The 18695-nt window shown below is 59.8% G+C and carries 18 protein-coding genes, 1 tRNA gene and 2 pseudogenes; 8 read left to right on the forward strand and 13 right to left on the reverse strand.

What is annotated here, in order from left to right:
- The first annotated feature begins 76 nt into the window (after window positions 1-76).
- The gene (locus ACIQV9_RS08510; protein ID WP_403100045.1) at window positions 77-1252 is read left to right on the forward strand and encodes an aspartate aminotransferase family protein; all 1176 of its coding nucleotides are present in this window, start codon (window positions 77-79) and stop codon (window positions 1250-1252) included.
- A 52-nt stretch (window positions 1253-1304) separates the two neighbouring features.
- Here the strand turns inward: ACIQV9_RS08510 and ACIQV9_RS08515 are convergent, their stop codons facing one another.
- From ACIQV9_RS08515 to ACIQV9_RS08540, 6 genes are all read right to left on the reverse strand, one after another.
- Window positions 1305-1505: a hypothetical protein gene (locus tag ACIQV9_RS08515; protein ID WP_403100047.1), complete on the reverse strand. Its 201-nt coding sequence runs from the start codon at window positions 1503-1505 to the stop codon at window positions 1305-1307.
- 103 nt (window positions 1506-1608) lie between these two features.
- On the reverse strand, window positions 1609-2052 hold the full coding sequence (locus ACIQV9_RS08520) for a bleomycin resistance protein (RefSeq protein WP_403100049.1): 444 nt from the start codon (window positions 2050-2052) through the stop codon (window positions 1609-1611).
- A gap of 11 nt (window positions 2053-2063) precedes the next feature.
- Entirely contained in the window at window positions 2064-2573 is a 510-nt protein-coding gene (locus ACIQV9_RS08525; protein WP_403100050.1) for an adenylate kinase, read from the reverse strand.
- A 14-nt stretch (window positions 2574-2587) separates the two neighbouring features.
- Window positions 2588-4510, reverse strand: coding sequence for an alkaline phosphatase D family protein (locus ACIQV9_RS08530; RefSeq protein WP_403100051.1), 1923 nt, complete (start codon window positions 4508-4510; stop codon window positions 2588-2590).
- 146 nt (window positions 4511-4656) lie between these two features.
- On the reverse strand, window positions 4657-4920 hold the full coding sequence (locus ACIQV9_RS08535; protein WP_403100052.1) for a hypothetical protein: 264 nt from the start codon (window positions 4918-4920) through the stop codon (window positions 4657-4659).
- Window positions 4910-5701, reverse strand: coding sequence for a VacJ family lipoprotein (locus ACIQV9_RS08540; protein WP_403100053.1), 792 nt, complete (start codon window positions 5699-5701; stop codon window positions 4910-4912). Before ACIQV9_RS08540 ends, ACIQV9_RS08535 begins: the two co-directional genes overlap by 11 nt.
- Before the next feature lie 167 nt (window positions 5702-5868).
- Here ACIQV9_RS08540 and ACIQV9_RS08545 point away from each other — a divergent pair, with 167 nt between their 5' ends.
- From ACIQV9_RS08545 to ACIQV9_RS08555, 3 genes are read left to right on the forward strand one after another with little or no spacing between them, the layout of a single operon-like run.
- Window positions 5869-6579 carry a response regulator gene (locus tag ACIQV9_RS08545; RefSeq protein WP_403100055.1) on the forward strand — a complete coding sequence of 237 codons (711 nt, stop codon included), beginning with the start codon at window positions 5869-5871 and terminating at the stop codon, window positions 6577-6579.
- Window positions 6576-7916: an ATP-binding protein gene (locus ACIQV9_RS08550; protein ID WP_403100057.1), complete on the forward strand. Its 1341-nt coding sequence runs from the start codon at window positions 6576-6578 to the stop codon at window positions 7914-7916. Before ACIQV9_RS08545 ends, ACIQV9_RS08550 begins: the two co-directional genes overlap by 4 nt.
- A 29-nt stretch (window positions 7917-7945) precedes the next feature.
- On the forward strand, window positions 7946-8314 hold the full coding sequence (locus ACIQV9_RS08555) for a PH domain-containing protein (protein WP_403100059.1): 369 nt from the start codon (window positions 7946-7948) through the stop codon (window positions 8312-8314).
- Window positions 8315-8503: 189 nt separating this feature from the next.
- Here ACIQV9_RS08555 and ACIQV9_RS08560 read toward each other — a convergent pair whose 3' ends face one another.
- From ACIQV9_RS08560 to ACIQV9_RS08575, 4 genes are read right to left on the reverse strand one after another with little or no spacing between them, the layout of a single operon-like run.
- Window positions 8504-8725, reverse strand: a complete 222-nt coding sequence (locus tag ACIQV9_RS08560; RefSeq protein ID WP_403100060.1) for a formate dehydrogenase subunit delta — start codon at window positions 8723-8725, stop codon at window positions 8504-8506.
- Window positions 8722-11604, reverse strand: coding sequence for a formate dehydrogenase subunit alpha (fdhF, locus tag ACIQV9_RS08565; protein ID WP_403100061.1), 2883 nt, complete (start codon window positions 11602-11604; stop codon window positions 8722-8724). The genes ACIQV9_RS08560 and fdhF overlap by 4 nt, the downstream gene beginning before the upstream one ends.
- Window positions 11601-13133, reverse strand: coding sequence for a formate dehydrogenase beta subunit (locus tag ACIQV9_RS08570; RefSeq protein ID WP_403100062.1), 1533 nt, complete (start codon window positions 13131-13133; stop codon window positions 11601-11603). The genes fdhF and ACIQV9_RS08570 overlap by 4 nt, the downstream gene beginning before the upstream one ends.
- On the reverse strand, window positions 13130-13606 hold the full coding sequence (locus tag ACIQV9_RS08575) for a formate dehydrogenase subunit gamma (RefSeq protein WP_403100064.1): 477 nt from the start codon (window positions 13604-13606) through the stop codon (window positions 13130-13132). The genes ACIQV9_RS08570 and ACIQV9_RS08575 overlap by 4 nt, the downstream gene beginning before the upstream one ends.
- 517 nt (window positions 13607-14123) lie before the next feature.
- On the opposite strand from ACIQV9_RS08575, the gene ACIQV9_RS08580 reads away from it, so the two are divergent.
- Window positions 14124-14483: a potassium channel family protein gene (locus ACIQV9_RS08580; protein ID WP_403100066.1), complete on the forward strand. Its 360-nt coding sequence runs from the start codon at window positions 14124-14126 to the stop codon at window positions 14481-14483.
- A gap of 12 nt (window positions 14484-14495) precedes the next feature.
- Window positions 14496-14600: pseudogene (locus ACIQV9_RS08585) on the forward strand (PH domain-containing protein); the annotation flags it as partial.
- A 203-nt stretch (window positions 14601-14803) separates the two neighbouring features.
- On the opposite strand, the pseudogene ACIQV9_RS08590 reads toward ACIQV9_RS08585, so the two are convergent.
- Window positions 14804-15140, reverse strand: a pseudogene (locus tag ACIQV9_RS08590) (DUF3077 domain-containing protein).
- A 764-nt stretch (window positions 15141-15904) separates the two neighbouring features.
- Between ACIQV9_RS08590 and ACIQV9_RS08595 the strand changes: the two are divergent.
- On the forward strand, window positions 15905-16822 hold the full coding sequence (locus ACIQV9_RS08595; RefSeq protein WP_403100067.1) for an Abi family protein: 918 nt from the start codon (window positions 15905-15907) through the stop codon (window positions 16820-16822).
- A gap of 139 nt (window positions 16823-16961) precedes the next feature.
- Here ACIQV9_RS08595 and ACIQV9_RS08600 read toward each other — a convergent pair whose 3' ends face one another.
- Together ACIQV9_RS08600 and ACIQV9_RS08605 are read right to left on the reverse strand one after the other, a co-directional pair.
- Complete coding sequence (locus ACIQV9_RS08600) at window positions 16962-17291, reverse strand: hypothetical protein (RefSeq protein ID WP_403100069.1); 330 nt, start codon at window positions 17289-17291, stop codon at window positions 16962-16964.
- A 149-nt stretch (window positions 17292-17440) separates the two neighbouring features.
- A tRNA-Leu gene (locus ACIQV9_RS08605) sits at window positions 17441-17525 on the reverse strand.
- Window positions 17526-17632: 107 nt separating this feature from the next.
- On the opposite strand from ACIQV9_RS08605, the gene queA reads away from it, so the two are divergent.
- Window positions 17633-18682, forward strand: a complete 1050-nt coding sequence (queA, locus tag ACIQV9_RS08610) for a tRNA preQ1(34) S-adenosylmethionine ribosyltransferase-isomerase QueA (RefSeq protein ID WP_403100070.1) — start codon at window positions 17633-17635, stop codon at window positions 18680-18682.
- Window positions 18683-18695 lie beyond the last annotated feature (13 nt).

The raw sequence follows: 18695 nt of genomic DNA on the forward strand, positions 1-18695 counted from the left end.
AAGTGTTGCAGCGTTTATCCAGCTCAGGTGGCTAACCATACTGCAAAAACACCGACAATTGATGGAGCTTGATGTCATGACCGCCGCTTGCCTGATGACCACTTACCAACCTATGGCCCTGAGTTTCAGCAAAGGTCTGGGCACTCGACTGTGGGATCAGGAGGGACGTGAGTATCTGGATGCGGTGGCGGGTGTGGCGGTGACCAATGTCGGCCACTCTCATCCCAAAATCGTGTCGGCGATCAGCGAGCAGGCCGGGCTGCTGTTGCACACCTCCAACCTCTACAGCATCGACTGGCAACAGCGGTTGGCGCAGAAACTGACAAAGCTGTCGCGCATGGAGCGGGCGTTTTTCAACAACTCCGGTGCCGAAGCCAATGAAACCGCGCTGAAGCTCGCACGGCTTTACGGTTGGCACAAAGGTATCGAGCAACCGCTGGTGGTAGTTATGGAAAACGCCTTCCATGGCCGGACGCTGGGCACGTTATCCGCCAGCGACGGCCCGGCCGTGCGCCTGGGATTCAATAAGTTGCCCGGCGACTTCGTCAGGGTGCCATTCGGCGACTTCGACGCGCTGGAAAAGGTGCAGAAAGCCCACGGCCCGCGCATCGTGGCGATTCTGATGGAACCGATTCAGGGCGAAAGCGGCGTGCAGTTGGCGCCTCCCGGTTACCTGAAAGCCGTGCGCGAACGGTGCAACCGGCGCGGCTGGCTGATGATGCTCGACGAAATCCAGACTGGCATCGGCCGTACTGGCCAGTGGTTCGCCTTCCAGCACGAAGGCATCGTCCCGGACGTCATGACCCTGGCCAAGGGCCTCGGCAATGGCATCCCGATCGGCGCCTGCCTGGCCCGAGGCAAAGCCGCCGATCTGTTCACCCCCGGCAGCCATGGCAGCACCTTCGGCGGCAATCCGCTGGCGTGCCGGGTCGGCTGCACGGTGCTGGACATCATCGAAGAACAGGGCCTGCTGGAAAACGCCAGACTCCAGGGCGAACGCCTGCTAACAAGACTGCGTGCCGAACTGGACGACGACCCGAACGTCCTGGCGATTCGTGGTCAAGGCCTGATGATCGGCATCGAACTCAAGCAACCGATCCGCGACCTGACCCTGATCGCCGCACGCGACCACGGCTTGCTGATCAACGTGACACGGGGCAAGACCATCCGCCTGCTGCCACCGTTGACGATTGATGAGCGGGAAGTGGAGATGATTGTCAGAGGGGTTGGTCGGGCGGTGAGCTCGACCTGACATATGTTTGCCTGTAGGAACTGCCGGACGTGCCGCGAGCCTTCGACTGTTCCTACAGGGGCGGAGTCTCCGCCAGCGTAATCAGTCTTCTTGCTAAGGTTTGTCCTGCACGAAGATTATCAATCGACTTGAGTAAACGTTCAGCGTTGGCTTTGGAGCTCAGGAGATAAGTTGTTTCATCGGTTGCTTCGGACTCGGCCCAAGCGATCTCTTCACTCTGTTTGCGACTTGCTGAGTGTTCGACCTTCTGCATGCGTCTCTCCCGATTGGATAGCGAAAGTGCTAAGTATCCATTGACGAGCCAAAGGACGTTTCCGAGACCGACGTAATCCCTATCCGATTTCCCCGCGATCCATCTACACCGAACTGTGGCCAGACAAACACCGTCGCTCCCCCAAACTCTCCACCAACCGAACCAGATACCCATCCGGATCCTGTACCAGAAACTCCCGTTGCCCGACCTCCACCGCATCAGCGCGATACCAGACATCGGTGCAGGGACGAAACAGCGGCCATTCAACTTCGGCCAATCGTTGGAGTATCGGCTCGACGAGATCTACAGTGATCTGAAAGTTGATGCCCCGACCAAACGGCGCTTCCAATGTCCCGGTCATCCACTGGCCTTCGTCTGGAGCGTATTGCTCCAGCATGATTTGCACGCCGTTGTTATCGAGGTAGGCGAAACCCGCTTCCGGACGCTCGTAGGCAATATTGAAACCAACTAAAGAGGTCCAGAAATGCAGGCTTTCCTTGATGTCGCTGACCATCAGTTCGGGGACTAACTTGCTCCGTGCAAACATACCTATCCTTTTTAAAAGCCGTGAGATGAGTCGGGAGGAGTGTTCACGAAGGCCGTGATTTCACTTCGATCCCTGAGTTTGATCTTTGCCCCGCTGAACCCTTCGAACAGTTGCCGGTGTGCGAAAAACCCACTGAAGTCTTCTCGAACATGGTAACTGCCGGCCCATTCCAGCAACGCTATCAGCAACTCGTCATCGTCCAGCCTGTTTTCTCGCTGACGGATATTAGCGACGCACGTTTGGTCTTCAACACACAGCCAGACAAGCGCTGTCGCACGGTGGATCAGTTCGCTGACGATCCAGCCGTAAACACCCTCAATCACCCAGCGTTCTTCATCGGCCAGCACGCGCGCCATACCCAATGCTTCGGAGCGAGGTCGGACGATGCTGCATTCATTCGACACCCAGTGAACCCGATCAAGATCGGTCCACGGCGCATGAAGGTGTTCGGCCAGTCGTTTAGCCAGCCAACTTTTGCCAGCGCCGGAGTTGCCGATGATCAGGGTTCGGCTGAGGTCCATGGTGGTTCACACTTTCAGTCGTCATTGTCAGGCGCAATCATCCGCGTCTTCGGCACACCGTTTGAGTTGTGCTGATAGATTTCCTGCGGTTGTCCCTTTTCATTGAAGAACACTTGGCCGATCCCCGCCGAATTCCACAATCGTTCACCCGCTTCCGCATGTTCAGGCGTGTGCGGAATGATGCGCATGCGGCGGCGTTTGGTCAGCCAGTTGAGCGGTGAGCGCGGTGAGTAGAGCCAGCGGTTGAGGCGGTCGAACCACTCGAGCAGCGCGGGCGGGAATTCGTTCTTGATGCCGCTGCTGGTGATCTGCCAGATCCTCGGACCGGCCTTGCGGTGTCGGATCAGGACTTCGTAGACGAAGGAATAATGCACGTCACCCGACAGCACCACGTAGTTACCCGGTGTGCGCGAGTGTCGGAAGATGTTCAGGATCACCTGGGCCGCGCCGCGGTGGGCCATCCAGTTTTCCGCATCGACCAGCAAGGGATAACCGCACCAGCTGAAGACGCGTTGCACGGTTTCGATCAGTTTGACGCCGAAGATCGGCGCCGGTGAAACGATGATCGCCGACGGGTGATCGAGCAGTTCCTGTTGCAGTTCGCTGAGCGCTTCCCAGTCCAGCAGACCCGAGGGTTGCTTGAGATTCATCTCGCTGCGCCAGCGTCGGGTGCGGGTGTCGATGACCACCAGCGCCGGGCTGGTCGGCAGCACGTAATGCCAGTGTTGAAAAACCAGCAGCTCATCGATCAGAGCGTCCTGAACGTCGCTGTCGAGATAGTGGTCGTGCCCGGTGGCACTCAATAAGCGGGCTTTTTCCAGCACACCGCCGAACGCATCCGGGTTGTTGCCCCAGCCCTGGCACAGCATGTAGGCGAGCAGCGCGTTGCCGATGATGCGCTTGGAGAACGGATGGCCGTAGGCCGTTTCCTCCCATTGCGCAGACAGATTCCAGTCATCGGTAATGTCATGGTCGTCGAAAATCATCAGGCACGGCAGATGCGCCATCGCCCGCGCGACACCGCCCAGGCCCACCTTGAAGTCATCAATGCGCGTCTGTTCAAGGGCATAACGTTTGCGCCTTTCGGGCGTCAGCGCCGGTGGTTGTGGCGCGATCAGCGTCCAGGGTGTCGGCGACCAGACCAGCAGGTACATGGCCATGACTTCGGCGAATGTCACCAGATGGTTGTCGGCACTGCTGCTGGTGAAAATCGGCTTACGCGCCCCGCCGAAAAATCGCTCGCGCAAGGTTTTGTTGCTCTCAAGCGCCGGTAACAAATCCGCACGATGGTAGTAACTGGCAGGGTGCTCGTAGAGTTTGGCGCTGTCGCTGACCACCGCGCCTTCGAGGTGTTCTTCGAACAGCCCCAGTTGCTCGATCAGGGCATGGATCGCCCGCAACATCGGCCCGGCGACATCGTCGGCGTAAACCTGATCGCCGCTCATCATCAGCAGGGCCGGGCGCTCCGTCGCGGCATGTTCCGTCGCCAGAAAACGGTCGACGCACAGCAAGCCGTCGGCTGCCGGGTGGTGAGGTTTGCGGCAGGAACCGTGCAGCAACTGATCGATGCGCGAACGCAAGACAAAGTTCGGGCAACGGGCTTCGCCGTACAGCAAATGAGGCGCCCAGTCGGCGATGCCTTCCAATGCGTCATCAATCAGCAGGTCATAGTCGATCCGGGTGTCGCAGGGCAGGGCGGTCGACAGCGGCACATCGATCAGATGAACGAAGGCATGCTTGCCAATCGGGATGACCGTGCATTGCCCGGCATCGAGGCGAATGTCACCGACACCTTGCAGGCGCAAGGTCAGCGACAAGGCCCGGGTTCCTACCAGCCAGAGCACCAGGCGCGAGGGTTCCAGACGCCGCAACAGCGGGCCGGCGAGGACCGGTGGCAGAGAGCGATGGCTGTCAGGGAATGGCGAAGACATGGGCATGCAGGTTCAAGACTCTTGGTGCACAGAGCGCGCGATGATAGCGTAGCCAGGGGCCAGGATTATCTGATGGCCACTGGCTTTCAGCTGAATCTGTAACAAGCGATGATCGTTTCGGCATCACTCACACCCGAAGGCTTGAGGGTTCATCAAGGCAGCGAAAGTCTGTCCGCTCTCATGACACTGGTTTCCCCATTGGCCACCAGCCAGCGAAACAGCTCGCTCAGCGACACCGTATGACTGCGCTCGATCCAGCGCACCACCGCCGGGCCGTAGTGTTCGGTGTAGCGGCTGAGCACCAGTTGGCGGCAGTCCGGTGACAGGCGCAGGGTGATTTCCCGGCAGTGCAGATTGACCGAGTCCTGCCGGGTCACTCGCTGTTGCAGCGTCAAATGATTGCTTTCAGAAACCATCGGCCGGTGCTCCTTCGCATTGAGGTTTGGTTGTTTGCGCTGAGCCTTGCTTGCCATCCGCCACATAAGCAGCGCGATGCTCGGCCACCACGTTGCGCAAGGCGCTGTAATAGTCCGGCAGTTTTTGCAGGCTGTCGGTCAGCGGTAACGCTTCTGCTCGACCATCGACGATGCCGCCAACCGTGTTGATAGTGGACAGCGTGTCCACGGTATCGCTGTTGCTGCCGAACGGATCGACCACAAAACTCAGCACTCGCCCGGCCGCATCGCGGCTGTTCGAGGTGCCGAACAAGGGCAGTTCGACGATCGGACCGCCGCCGATGCCCCACACCCCAAATGTCTGGCCGAAGTCCGCGTCGTGACGCGGGATGCCGGCCATGCCGGACACATCGATCAAGCCCACCACGCCGACCGTGGTGTTCAGCGCGAAACGCCCAAAAGTGTTGACCGAGCGCATCGGGTTGCCTTGCAGCAGGTCATTGATAAAGACCTTGGGCTCGCCAAAGTTCGCGACAAAGTTATGCACACCTATCTGGAAAAAGTTCGGCAAGTAGCGATAGCCACGAGCGACCGGCGCCAAGGCATAGTCATCGGCCACCCGATTGAAGGCAAAGATACCGCGGTTGAACGGTTCCACCGGGTCGTACACCGAATAGCCGATTTCGGCGCAGTTCACGGTGGCGGACGCAGGCGGTTGGCTGTTGCAACCCGCCAGCCCGGCGGCCAGCACGGCAATCGAAGTGTTACGGGCCAGCCAGGGAGCACATTTGAAAGGCAACATGGACACAAGTCTCGGGAGGAATTCGCCGAAATGCTGAGCCCCAAGCCTTGCGCAAAGATGTCTGGATTATTGCGACGCCGACGTTTTATTGCAGGATTGAAATATATGACGCGCTGCCGTGAATAGTTTTAGATGGCGGTTCAATTCGGCCCCTTAAGTGACCTTCGGTGAACAGCCTTTTAATTGTGGACGACGACCTTGAAGTCCTCGATCTGCTGAAAAAATTCTTCGTGCAGCACGGCTACAGCGTCGAGGTCGCCACCGACGGCGCGTCGCTGTGGGCGGCCATCGAGCGACAGCCGCCGGACCTGATCATTCTTGACGTGATGTTGCCGGGGGACAGTGGACTGATCCTGTGTCAGCAACTGCGGATTCGCTACGCCATGCCGGTGATCATGCTGACTGCCATGGGCGAACTCAGCGACCGGGTCGTCGGCCTCGAACTCGGCGCCGATGATTACCTGACCAAACCCTTCGACGCCCGCGAGCTGCTGGCCCGGGTGCGCGCCGTGCTGCGGCGCGTGGACGAGCGTCGCCCCGCAATGCAGGAGCGCCCACGGCCATTGATCGACTTCGCCGACTGGCACCTCGACGTCACGCGCCGTGAACTGCGCTCGCCGGACAACGTGATGATCCCGCTCTCGGCCGGTGAGTTCGATTTGCTGCTGGTCTTCGTCGAACATCCCCAGCGCATCCTCACCCGCGAGCAGTTGCTGGACCTGGCGCGCGGGCATTGCCATGACGCGTTTGATCGCAGCATCGATGTGCAAGTCAGCCGCCTGCGGCGCAAACTCGAGTCTGACACCAAGCGCCCGGCGATGATTCGCACGGTGCGCAACGGCGGTTATCTATTCACCCCCAGCGTGACCCGGCGATGAGCTGGCTGAAGCAGATTCGCCGGGACACGGTGGCGCGCTGGATCGCGTTGACCATTATCCTGGCCATGCTTATTTCACTGGCGCTCAACGGGCTGTTTATCCAACTGGCCGGCGTGTGGGCGCGCCCGCCGCTGACCGAAACCGGGCTGCTGGACAAAATGGCCGCCATCACCCGCATCATCCAGGCCGCCCCGGCACCGCTGCGCAGCCAACTGGCGCACGCCGTCAGCGATGAGGGCTTCATCGTCAGTTGGCACCTTGATCGACGTGAGCTCAATCTGCCAACGGTGGAGGACCTGGATTCCGAAATCGGCTCGACCGTCCTGCATCCGTTGCTTAAGTTCGCTGGTCGTATTCAGGTCTATGAGCCGGCTGACTGGACGGAAAACTCAGCGGACGCGCATTACGCGCTACTGATCGAGCTGCCGGACGCCTCCTGGCTGATGTTCGCCGCACACTCGCGCAATTGGGGTCTCGACGACACGCCGCGCTACCTGATCGTCCTCTTGCTGGTACTCATCTCCACCACCCTCGTCACACTGATCGCCACCCGCCGCCTCGCCACTCCTTTGCAACACTTCGCCGAAGGCGCCCGACGTTTCGGCGTGGACTTCCGCGCGCCCCCCATCGAACCCCTCGGCCCCCAGGAAATCCGCCAGGCGATCCTGGCCTTCAACGCCATGCAGGCCCAGCTGCAACACTTCATCCGCGACCGCACGCAAATGCTCGCCGCGATCTCCCACGACCTGCGCGCGCCCCTGACGCGGATGCGTTTGCGCGGGGAATTCATCGAAGACAGCGAGCAACAGCAGCGGCTGTTTCGTGACGTGGATGAAATGCAGGCGATGATCAATTCGGCGCTGGAATTTTTTCGCGATGATGCGCGGCTTGAACCGGCGACCCAGTTTGATCTGGCTGAACTGCTGCAAACCTTGCTGGATGATTATCGGGATCAGGGTGTCGAGATTGCCTTCAGCGGGCCGTTGCGGCGGGTGTATCTCGGGCGACCGCTGGGGCTGAAGCGGGTGATGACCAATTTGCTGGATAACGCGATCAAGTACGGGAGTGAGCCGGCGATTGAGCTGATCCCTGATGCAGGGGAAGTGCGGATCAAAGTACTGGACCGTGGGCCGGGGATTCCGGAGGCCAGCCTTGAGCAAGTGTTTGCGCCGTTCTTTCGCATGGAAGGATCGCGCAACAAAAGCACCGGCGGTGTGGGGTTGGGATTATCGGCGGCGCGGGCGATAGTGTTGGAGCATGGCGGGGAACTGAAACTGCGTAATCGGTCGAAGGGCGGGCTGGAGGCGTTGGTGGTGTTGCCCGTGCATCCGGCTTAGGTGTTCATTTGAAAAACAGGGAATGACAGATGATTGATTTCAACAACAAAGGCTTCTTCAAACTCAAGCAGAACGACGAATACGCCGAACGCGTCACCGCGTTGCTACTGGACGGGGAGCAGGTCATTGACTCCTACAAATCCATGCGCGATGGCGTGGTGTTTACCAACAAGCGGATCATCGCGGTCAACGTCCAGGGCCTCACCGGCAGCAAGAAAGACTTCACCTCGCTGCCGTACAAAAATATCGTGGCGTATTCGGTGGAAACGTCCGGCACGTTTGACCTGGATTCCGAGTTGGAGATTTATTTTTCATCGCTGGGGAAGGTGAAGTTCGAGTTCACCGGCAGGACATCGATGGTGGAAATTTCGAAGCTGATTTCCAAGCATTTGCTTTGATCTGAGTGATCGAAGGCCCCGAAAAACTCGGGGCTCATCCCGGATGTCAGTCAGTTACACAAACCCCCTGTAGGAGCGAGCCTGCTCGCGATAGGGTCAGTGCAGTCAACATCAATGCTGAATGTACTGCCCTCATCGCGAGCAGGCTCACTCCTACAGGTTTTGGGTCAATCTTGAGTTCGTATGAGCCTAAGCCTCCCACCCCGCGCCACTGACCGCCGCCTGCGCCAGCGGGTGCAAATCCGCCCCGTGATGCGCTGTCTGCCAGGCCAGCAATTCCTTGCGCATGCCCGGCGTCCAGTACATCTGCAGATGATTACGCACACCGAGCACGGCCACTTTCTGGTCCGGTTCGGTGGCGAAATACAGGGCGATCTGGTTGGCCATCTTGATCAGGTTCTGCGTACTCATCGGCGCACCTCCGCTTTAGCGCCACGCGCCTGACGGCGATCTTTGAGCAAGCGGTCCTGTTCGTCGCTGAATGCCTGATAGCGTTTTTGCCACTCGGAAGGGTGATAGACGCGGCTGACTTCCACGGCGGTGACCTTGTACTCCGGACAGTTGGTGGCCCAGTCGGAGTTGTCGGTGGTGATGACGTTAGCCCCCGATTCCGGGAAGTGGAAGGTGGTGTACACCACGCCTGGAGCAACCCGTTCGGTGACCCGCGCACGCAGCACGGTCTGGCCGGCGCGGCTGCCGATACCGACCCAGTCGCCTTCGTTGATGCCACGGCTCTCGGCGTCGGTCGGGTGGATTTCCAGGCGGTCTTCATCGTGCCAGGCGACGTTTTCGGTTCGCCGTGTCTGAGCACCGACGTTGTACTGACTGAGGATGCGCCCGGTGGTCAGCAGCAGCGGATAACGATTGTTGACCTTCTCTTCAGTGGGCACGTAGCCGGTGAGCATGAAGCGCCCCTTGCCGCGCACGAACTCCTCGATGTGCATGGTCGGCGTGCCGTCCGGTGCCGCGGCGTTGCACGGCCATTGCAGGCTGCCGTGGCTGTCCAGTGCGGCGTAGCTGACGTTGGTAAAGGTCGGCGTCAGGCTGGCGATTTCATCCATGATTTGCGACGGATGCGTGTAATTCATCGGGTAGCCCAAGGCGTTGGCCAGCGCCACGGTGCCTTCCCAGTCAGCCTTGCCGCCCAGCGGCTCCATGACCTTGCGCACCCGGGAAATGCGGCGCTCGGCGTTGGTGAAGGTGCCGTCTTTTTCCAGGAACGAACTGCCCGGCAGGAACACGTGGGCAAACCGGGCGGTTTCGTTGAGGAAAATGTCCTGCACCACCACGCATTCCATGGCCGACAGGGCCGCGGTGACGTGCTGGGTATTCGGGTCGCTCTGGGCGATGTCTTCGCCTTGGCAATACAGGCCTTTGAAACTGCCGGCCAGTGCAGACTCGAACATGTTGGGAATGCGCAGTCCCGGATCGGGTTGCAAGGTCACGTTCCACGCTTGTTCGAATTGCGCCCGAACTACCTCGTTGGAGATGTGCCGGTAGCCGGGCAGCTCGTGGGGGAAGGAGCCCATGTCGCAAGAGCCCTGGACGTTGTTCTGTCCGCGCAGCGGGTTCACACCGACGCCTTCGCGGCCGATGTTGCCGGTGGCCATGGCGAGGTTGGCGATGCCCATGACCGCGGTGCTGCCTTGGCTGTGCTCGGTGATGCCCAGGCCGTAGTAGATCGCCGCATTGCCAGCGCCCGCGTAAAGACGGGCGGCGGCGCGGATGTCGGCAGCGTTTACGCCGCAAATGTCGCCAAGCACTTCCGGCGCGTTTTCCGCGCGGCTGACGAACTCGCTCCAGCGGGCGAAATCGCTGCCCTCGCAACGGGCGTCGATAAAGGCCTGGTCGAGCAGGCCTTCGGTGACGATGGTGTGGGCCAGCGCGTTGAGCATGGCGACGTTGGTGCCCGGGCGCAGGGCCAGGTGCAGTTCGGCGCGGGCGTGTACCGAGTCCACCAGGTCAATGCGGCGTGGGTCGATGACGATGAGTCGCGCACCTTCACGCAGGCGGCGTTTGAGTTGGGAGGCGAACACCGGGTGGGCGTCGCTGGGGTTGGCGCCCATCACCAGGATCACGTCGGCCTGCATCACCGAGTCGAAACTCTGAGTGCCGGCGGACTCGCCCAGGGTTTGTTTCAAGCCATAGCCGGTCGGCGAGTGGCAGACGCGCGCGCAGGTGTCGACGTTGTTGTTGCCGAACGCGGCGCGCACCAGTTTCTGCACCAGATAGGTTTCTTCGTTGGTGCAGCGGCTGGAGGTGATGCCACCAATGGAATCGCGGCCGTACTTTTGCTGCAACCGGCGGAGTTCGCTGGCGGCGTAGGTCACCGCTTCATCCCAGCTGACTTCCTGCCAAGGATCGTTGATGTGCTGGCGGATCATCGGCTTGGTGATTCGATCCGGGTGGGTGGCGTAGCCCCAGGCAAAGCGCCCTTTGACGCACGAGTGGCCGTGGTTGGCCTGGCCGTTCTTGTCGGGAACCATGCGCACCAGCTTGTCGCCTTTCATCTCGGCGCGGAACGAGCAGCCCACGCCGCAATAGGCACAGGTGGTGATCACGCTGCGTTCGGGCTGGCCCAGTTCGACCACGCTTTTTTCCATCAAGGTCGCGGTGGGGCAGGCTTGCACACAGGCACCGCAGGACACGCATTCGGAGTCGAGGAAGTTCTCGCCTCCGGCGGCCGCGACCCGGGATTCGAAACCGCGCCCGGTAATGGTCAGGGCAAAGGTGCCCTGGGTTTCTTCGCAGGCGCGCACACAGCGGTTGCAGACGATGCACTTGCTCGGGTCGTAATCGAAATACGGATTGGATGTGTCCTTCACGTCGGCCAGATGGTTGTCGCCTTCATAGCCGTAACGCACCTCCCGCAGGCCAACCTGGCCGGCGACGGTTTGCAGCTCGCAGTTGCCGTTGGCCGAGCAGGTCAGGCAATCCAGCGGGTGATCGGAGATGTACAGTTCCATGACGTTGCGGCGCAAGGTCGCGAGCTTCGGCGTCTGGGTGTGCACGGTCATGCCTTCGGTGACCGGCGTGGTGCAGGACGCCGGGTAGCCGCGCATGCCGTCGATCTCAACCAGGCACATGCGGCAGGAGCCGAACGCTTCGAGACTGTCAGTGGCACACAGTTTCGGAATGGTGGTGCCCAGCAGCGCCGCGGCGCGCATCACCGAAGTGCCTTCGGGCACGCTGATGCTGCGGCCGTCGATGTTCAGGGTGACTTGCACCTGGCTGTCGCGGGCCGGCGTTCCAAGATCGATATCGGTTTTCGGGTCGAAGAGGGTGATCATTGGTCGGCCTCCGAGGCTTGCAGACCGAAGTCGGCGGGGAAGTACTTGAGGGCGCTGACCACCGGAAAGGGGGCCATGCCGCCCAAGGCGCACAGCGAACCGTATTGCATCGTGTCGCACAGGTCCTTGAGGATGATGGCCTGCTCATCGCGACCGCTCTGGTCCGGCGCCGCCAACAGGCGATCAATCACCTCCACGCCCCGGGTCGAGCCGATACGGCAGGGGGTGCATTTGCCGCAGGATTCTTCGGCGCAGAATTGCATGGCGAAACGCGCCATGTGGGCCATGTCCAGGCTGTCGTCCGCGACCACTACACCACCGTGACCGAGCATCGCGCCGATGCCGGCGAAGGCCTCGTAATCCAGCGGCGTATCGAACTGCGAGGGCGGCACCCAGGCGCCGAGCGGGCCGCCGACCTGAGCGGCTTTCAGCGGTCGGCCACTGGCGGTGCCACCGCCGTAGTCTTCCACCAGTTCGCGCAGGGTCAGGCCAAAGGCTCGTTCCACCAGACCGCCGTGACGAATATTGCCCGCCAGTTGGAAAGGCATGGTGCCCAACGAGCGTCCCATGCCGTAATCACGATAGAACTGCGCGCCCTTGGCCAGAATCAGCGGCACCGAGGCCAGCGTCAGCACGTTGTGCACCAGCGTCGGCAAGCCGAACAGGCCCTTCAACGCAGGGATCGGCGGCTTGGCGCGGACAATCCCGCGCTTGCCTTCGAGCGAGTCCAGCAACGCGGTTTCTTCACCGCAGATGTAAGCGCCGGCTCCGACGCGCACTTCCATATCGAAGGCTAAGCCGCTGCCGCCGACATTGGCGCCGAGGTAACCGTTGGACCGGGCAATCTCCAGCGCCTCGTTCAGCGTGGCGACGGCCTGTGGATATTCCGAGCGCACATAGATGTAGCCATAACTGGCGCCAACGGTGATGCCGGCAATGGCCATGCCCTCGATCAGCAGGAAGGGATCGCCTTCCATCAACATGCGGTCGGCGAAGGTGCCGGAGTCGCCTTCGTCGGCGTTGCACACAATGTATTTCTGCGCAGCCTGGGTGGCGCGAACCGTTCGCCATTTGATCCCGGCGGGGAAGGCTGCGCCGCCACGGCCACGCAGGCCTGAATCGAACACTTCCGTTGCGGTTTGCTCGCCACCAACGGCGACGGCCCTGTTTAAACCTTCGAAACCACCGTGGGCTCGGTAATCGTCCAGCGACAGCGGCCGGGTGATGCCTGCTCGGGCGAACAGCAAACGTTGTTGGGTCTTCAGATACGGCAATTCTTCCACCAGGCCCAAGGCCAGTGGGTGCGAGGACGGATCGCCGTGCAGCGCATCGAGCACGGACGGCACATCGGCAGCGGTCAGCGGGCCGAAGCCGATACGGCCTTGCGAGGTGTCGACTTCCAATAACGGTTCCAGCCAGTACAGGCCACGAGAACTGGTGCGTTGCAGATCCTGACTGGCAAGGGCAGACGCCACCACATCGGCACCCACGGCACGGGCCAGCGAATCACAGGATAGATAGAGGCTCATACGTCCTCCCGGCAAGCGTCGAGCAAAGCATCGAGACGCTCGGCACTGAGCCGCGCATGCACCTGACCATCAAGCTCCAGAGCCGGCGAACAGGCGCAAGCACCGAGGCAATACACCGGCCGCAAACTGATGCTGCCGTCGGCGCTACTGCCGTGGTCGTCCAGTTGCAGGCGTTCGCGCAACTGCGCGGCAAGCTGCTCGGCGCCACGACTCTTGCAGGATTCAGCCCGGCACAGCCGCAGGATATGCCGGGCCGGCGGCGCGGTACGGAAGTCATGGTAAAAGCTGATCACCCCGCGAATCTCCGCCTGACTCTGATTGAGCGCGTGGGCAATCTCGGGGATGGCGGCATCGGGGATGTAACCGATGCCCGCCTGAATCTCATGAAGAATGGGCAACAGCGCCCCCGGGCAGCCCTTATGGCGCTCCAGCAGGCTGTTGACCATCGGCAGGTGCAACATCTCATCAGGCATACAGCAATCCTCACGGTCACGGACAAACCAGATGGTTGTCGGTCGTCCGAAAGTGTCGGCTGCGGCACTCACACCACGTCACGGTATCGTGGCAATTTCAGGCCGGTGGCCAGGGCACCCTTGGCGGGCATCTTGTTGTGCCCGGTGCGGTCTTTGCCGCACCTCTTAAAGGGCATAAAAAGCAGATTGCCACGCTGCTTATGATTTAACTGCACCAAAGCGACGTGTTCGGTTCTTTCTACGACCTTCTATTGAGTCTAGAAGAGTGCGGCCAAAGGCGTCGTCCCTGAATGGTCGGGGACGATGTGCAACGCTATCGCGAATCATGCTTGAACCACCCCCAACCCGCTGCTGATGCACCGCGCCGACTGGCCGACGTCATGGGCGGGGGGGAATCAAGGATGTGATCAAGACGGGAGGGGAGTGGATCAGTTGGCCACCAGTTTCCCGCACTTGTGCCAAGCTGATCGAGTGTTAATACGCCTGCCGCTCAGGCTAACCTCAGGAAGCCCATGACATGAAGCCCACTCATGCATCGCACGTCCGTCGAGAATTCTTCAAAGCATTCGGGTTCTACTTGCGCGTTGTCTGGCCGATCTTTTCCGTACTGATTTTTCTGATCGTGCTGTTCGGCCTCATCATCAGCAAGCTGGAGGGCTGGAATCCTTTTGACGGCATCTATTTCGGCTTCGTGACCGGTTTGACCATTGGCTATGGAGAGCTCGTGCCGAAACTTGGCGTCTCGCGGATTCTAGCGATTTTGCTGGGGTTCAACGGGGTGCTGATGACGGCGATATTTGCGGCGATCAGCGTTCGGGCGATTGAGGTTGCAGTGCGGGCGGCGGGGCGGGAAGAGTCGGGTAAGCCGATGGCGTGAAGTCATGCTTGGTTGCTACTGGAAGGGGAGAAACCATCGACTCATGCAAATCCATGCGCGACGACGTGGTGTTTACCAACAAACGCATCATCGCGGTCAACGTGCAGGACATCACCAGCAGGTCGAAAGCCCCGAAAGAACTCGGGGCTAACAATGCCAGTCAATTCACCGCAAACCCTGTAGGAGCAAAGCTTGCTCGCGAAAGCGCCAGACCATCCAACATCAATGCTGAATGCCCTACCATCATCCCAAGCAGTCCGCTCCCCCTGACTTCACACCTCACCGACCGACATCAGAACCATCCCGCCATTTCCCAGCCACTACCCTTCAGACTTCGCCCCCGCCCGCTTAGACGCCAGCTCATTGTCCCGATCCCGATTCAGCACCTTCACCGCATCATCCACCACCGCCTTACTCATCGCCGTCAAATAATGCCCAGCCCAGCCCAGCCCAGCCCAGCCCAGCCCAGGCGTGGCGGTCGGTGCCCCTGGCGTAGGCGGCATCTTCGTTCAGCTTCTTGGCGAGAAACAGAAAATCAGAAGCCATGGATAACGCATCGCCGAGGGGAACGCCGCGAGTAACGTGGAACAGTGGTTGATCCGCGCAGTAGATGGCGGGTGTCAGGCCGATGGTTTGGAGTTCTGGTTGATCGGTCATTTGCCACCTCCGATGAGGGAGAGGCGGTGGGAGAGGGTGGACGGTGGGGCGATACGCAACTGGGAGTCGCGTTGAGGGAAAAGCCAAAATTTGTACGGATTGATGCTGCGCATTATCAGACTCCTTGATATGTGAAGCTGCCGCATTCGTTTCCACACGAATGGGTGACAGCTGTGCGCAGGGTGGAAAACCGGGAATCAAGGAAACCGGCACGCCCAAAGACGTCCCACGCACAGCCGCCATAACTCACGCCGCAGACACAAAAAAAGCGCCGGCAGACGTGATGGGGGCGCTGTTGCGCCTTGAATTACACGGGTTTCCACACCCGGTCGCTGAATTGGCAGCGACGTCGGAAGGGTAGCGTGCAAGCCTCATTACTGCAACGTTCATAAGCTCTTTGCTCAGCGCTTTCTCTAGGAAAACTAGCATCGGGGATCGCAGAGAATATCCCTACCGCACTCTCGGAATGGCCCGACAACAATCTGCAGCGCACTGTTTTAGGCTGCGCATAAGCGCGCTGCCTCGTCAGTCGAAAATCCGCATAAACCGTAGTGTTTGCCGCGTTTTATGCGACGTACAGATTTGACATGGTCATTAGGCTACGGCAGCATTGACCTCAATCGCGCCCGATCCTCTGGTGCTGGCTTAGTCCGGCATTACGTTCGGGCCTTCTTGTTTCTGGAACATGGAAGTTGTCTACCCCAGCCCCTCCGAAGCCGTTCCGTACATACACTGATTTGGTCGCGATTTTGGCCAGCAGGGGTATGCAGATCCATGACCCCTCACGTGCAGAGCGCAAGCTTGCGCAGTTAGGCTATTACCGCCTCAGCGGTTATTGGTACCCGGCTCGAGAGTTCAAAATGAACGGCCTGCAGCAAGACGTTTGCCCGGTCACGGGCAAGCCTTTGCGTCTGGACACTTTCCAGGCAGCCACCTGCTTCAACTCGGCCGTAGACCTTTACAAGTTCGATAAACGATTGAGAATGCTTATGCTGGATGCGGTCGAGCGGTTGGAGGTTCACCTCAAGACCGTAATGGCTCACGAGGTTGGGTATCACGACCCAATGGCTTACCCCAATGCGAAATTCATCCTGCAAAAATGGACTCAACCGTACACGGACCGCAGCGGCAATAGGCGGAACAAGTGGGTGGAGTGGAGCCAGAAGCAGCAGTCGCACATTGCGCGGAGCAAAGAGGACTGCATTCAGTGGCACTTTCGAGCCGGTAAGTCCATTCCCGTTTGGGTTGCGGTAGAAGCATGGGATTTCGGTGATCTTTCTGAGTTCTTCGAACTGCTTAGTAGCAAGTATCAGAATCTCATACTCGCGCGCCTAGGCTTGGATAACGCCAGGATGCTCAGCCGATGGATGCAACAGATCAGCCATTTGCGCAACCGCTGTGCACACCATACGCGTATCTGGAATCAGGCTTCGCCTAACCCGTTGGCAGTACCCGCAGAACCGTATTTTCAGACGCTAGGGCTAGATCAACACGCACTCAAGCGGTTGTATGGATCAGTCTCGGTCATATGGTTTCTTCTGCGGAAGGTCGCACCAGCCTCGACCTGGATCAGCGAAGTCGCGGATTTGATTGACAGCAAGCCGGCTATGCCGGGTTGTACCTTCAAGGCTATGGGTTTCCCGGATGAGACCGGATTCCCTCGGCAACTGTTCGGGATTTAGTTGGCTTTGGCGTAAGTCCATGTCGGGTGTGCCATCCCATCCATCCCAGATCGCATCGAGTAGCCGGCCACCCAATTGAAATCCTTACTGGATAGCTTTCAGTCATGCTAAGACCACGACTGCCACTCCACTTCATCAATCACAGAATGTGTTTCAGATAATCCTTGAGCCCGATAAGCGGCGCATCGAGTTGCTCCATCGTCCGTGCAGCGCTGAAGTCTTCCGCCAACCTATTCAACTCGCGGCCTAAGACTGTATCCACACCGCCGATAGCGTTCAGCGCCAACTTCAGGCATTCATCCACTTTACTGTGGATCACCTCAACATCCCCCCTACGCACCAACAACCCAAAAACCTCCCGCTCATAATCACTCATCATCAAATCATCCCGCAGGATCGGACTTGAATCTTCCGTCTCGTAAGCGAGCTTGAGGCAGAACAGGGCGACGGTTTCCAGCAGCAGTTCCATGGGGTGAATCCTTGGGAGGTGTCGGGCCGGCCTAGGGTGCAAAGATCAAAAGATCGCTGGCAAGCCAGCTCCTACAGGACGGCGGTGGGTGAGGGCACTTTCCTACAGACGAAAAAAAAGGCCTTGCAAAGCAAGACCTTTCTTAATTTTGGTGCCCCGAGGGAGACTCGAACTCCCACTTCTTGCGAAAACGGATTTTGAATCCGCCGCGTCTACCAATTCCGCCATCAGGGCTCAATGGCGGCGAAGTATAGAGATGAGATTACCGTCGGTCAATCAGGTACATAGAGAATTTTCACTATTTCGGCTAGACTTCCGGCCCCTGCTAGACGAACCCCATCATGCGCGTTGCTGACTTTACTTTCGAACTCCCTGATTCGCTGATCGCTCGCCACCCTTTGGCTGAGCGTCGCAACAGTCGCCTGTTGACCCTTGATGGGGTCAGCGGCGCCCTGGCGCACCGTCAATTCACTGATTTGCTCGAGCATTTGCGCCCGGGCGATTTGATGGTGTTCAACAATACCCGGGTGATTCCGGCGCGGCTGTTTGGCCAGAAGGCTTCCGGCGGCAAGCTGGAAATCCTGGTGGAGCGGGTGCTCGACAGTCATCGCGTGCTGGCCCATGTGCGGTCCAGCAAGTCGCCGAAGCCGGGTTCGAAGATCCTGATCGACGGCGGTGGCGAAGCCGAGATGCTGGCGCGTCACGATGCGTTGTTCGAGCTGGGGTTTGCCGAAGAGGTGTTGCCGCTGCTCGACCGCGTCGGGCACATGCCGCTGCCTCCTTATATAGACCGCCCGGATGAAGGCTCGGACCGCGAGCGTTATCAGACGGTGTACGCCGAGCGCCTGGGCGCGGTGGCGGCGCCGACGGCGGGGCTGCATTTCGATCAGCCGCTGATGGAGGCGATTGCCGCCAAGGGCGTCGAGACGGCGTTCGTGACCTTGCACGTCGGTGCGGGTACGTTCCAGCCGGTGCGGGTCGAGAAGATCGAAGATCACCACATGCACAGCGAATGGCTGGAAGTCGGCGAGGACGTGGTCGATGCCGTCGCGGCTTGTCGGGCTCGTGGTGGCCGGGTGATTGCCGTGGGGACCACCAGCGTGCGTTCCCTGGAAAGCGCCGCGCGCGATGGCGTGCTCAAGCCGTTCAGTGGCGACACGGACATCTTTATCTACCCGGGCCGGCCGTTTCATGTGGTCGATGCCCTGGTCACCAACTTCCATTTGCCCGAATCCACGCTGTTGATGCTGGTTTCGGCGTTCGCCGGTTATCCCGAAGCCATGGCCGCTTATAAAGCCGCTGTGGAGCATGAATACCGCTTTTTCAGCTACGGTGATGCGATGTTTATCACCCGTAACCCCGCACCACGTGGCCCTGAGGACAAAGAATGAGTCGCCAAAGTCG

The sequence above is a fragment of the Pseudomonas sp. NPDC099000 genome (assembly GCF_044759925.1).
Lineage (GTDB): Bacteria > Pseudomonadota > Gammaproteobacteria > Pseudomonadales > Pseudomonadaceae > Aquipseudomonas.

Bases quoted from the DNA above. Each gene is read 5' to 3' on its own strand.
- ACIQV9_RS08540 (WP_403100053.1), bottom strand. From the start codon at position 5,701: ATGTTGCCTTTCAAATGTGCTCCCTGGCTGGCCCGTAACACTTCGATT.
- ACIQV9_RS08600 (WP_403100069.1), bottom strand. From the start codon at position 17,291: ATGGAACTGCTGCTGGAAACCGTCGCCCTGTTCTGCCTCAAGCTCGCT.
- ACIQV9_RS08530 (WP_403100051.1), bottom strand. From the start codon at position 4,510: ATGCCCATGTCTTCGCCATTCCCTGACAGCCATCGCTCTCTGCCACCG.
- fdhF (WP_403100061.1), bottom strand. From the start codon at position 11,604: ATGATCACCCTCTTCGACCCGAAAACCGATATCGATCTTGGAACGCCG.
- queA (WP_403100070.1), top strand. From the start codon at position 17,633: ATGCGCGTTGCTGACTTTACTTTCGAACTCCCTGATTCGCTGATCGCT.
- ACIQV9_RS08520 (WP_403100049.1), bottom strand. From the start codon at position 2,052: ATGTTTGCACGGAGCAAGTTAGTCCCCGAACTGATGGTCAGCGACATC.
- ACIQV9_RS08595 (WP_403100067.1), top strand. From the start codon at position 15,905: ATGCAGATCCATGACCCCTCACGTGCAGAGCGCAAGCTTGCGCAGTTA.
- ACIQV9_RS08515 (WP_403100047.1), bottom strand. From the start codon at position 1,505: ATGCAGAAGGTCGAACACTCAGCAAGTCGCAAACAGAGTGAAGAGATC.
- ACIQV9_RS08570 (WP_403100062.1), bottom strand. From the start codon at position 13,133: ATGAGCCTCTATCTATCCTGTGATTCGCTGGCCCGTGCCGTGGGTGCC.
- ACIQV9_RS08510 (WP_403100045.1), top strand. From the start codon at position 77: ATGACCGCCGCTTGCCTGATGACCACTTACCAACCTATGGCCCTGAGT.
- ACIQV9_RS08555 (WP_403100059.1), top strand. From the start codon at position 7,946: ATGATTGATTTCAACAACAAAGGCTTCTTCAAACTCAAGCAGAACGAC.
- ACIQV9_RS08550 (WP_403100057.1), top strand. From the start codon at position 6,576: ATGAGCTGGCTGAAGCAGATTCGCCGGGACACGGTGGCGCGCTGGATC.
- ACIQV9_RS08575 (WP_403100064.1), bottom strand. From the start codon at position 13,606: ATGCCTGATGAGATGTTGCACCTGCCGATGGTCAACAGCCTGCTGGAG.
- ACIQV9_RS08525 (WP_403100050.1), bottom strand. From the start codon at position 2,573: ATGGACCTCAGCCGAACCCTGATCATCGGCAACTCCGGCGCTGGCAAA.
- ACIQV9_RS08535 (WP_403100052.1), bottom strand. From the start codon at position 4,920: ATGGTTTCTGAAAGCAATCATTTGACGCTGCAACAGCGAGTGACCCGG.
- ACIQV9_RS08560 (WP_403100060.1), bottom strand. From the start codon at position 8,725: ATGAGTACGCAGAACCTGATCAAGATGGCCAACCAGATCGCCCTGTAT.
- ACIQV9_RS08580 (WP_403100066.1), top strand. From the start codon at position 14,124: ATGAAGCCCACTCATGCATCGCACGTCCGTCGAGAATTCTTCAAAGCA.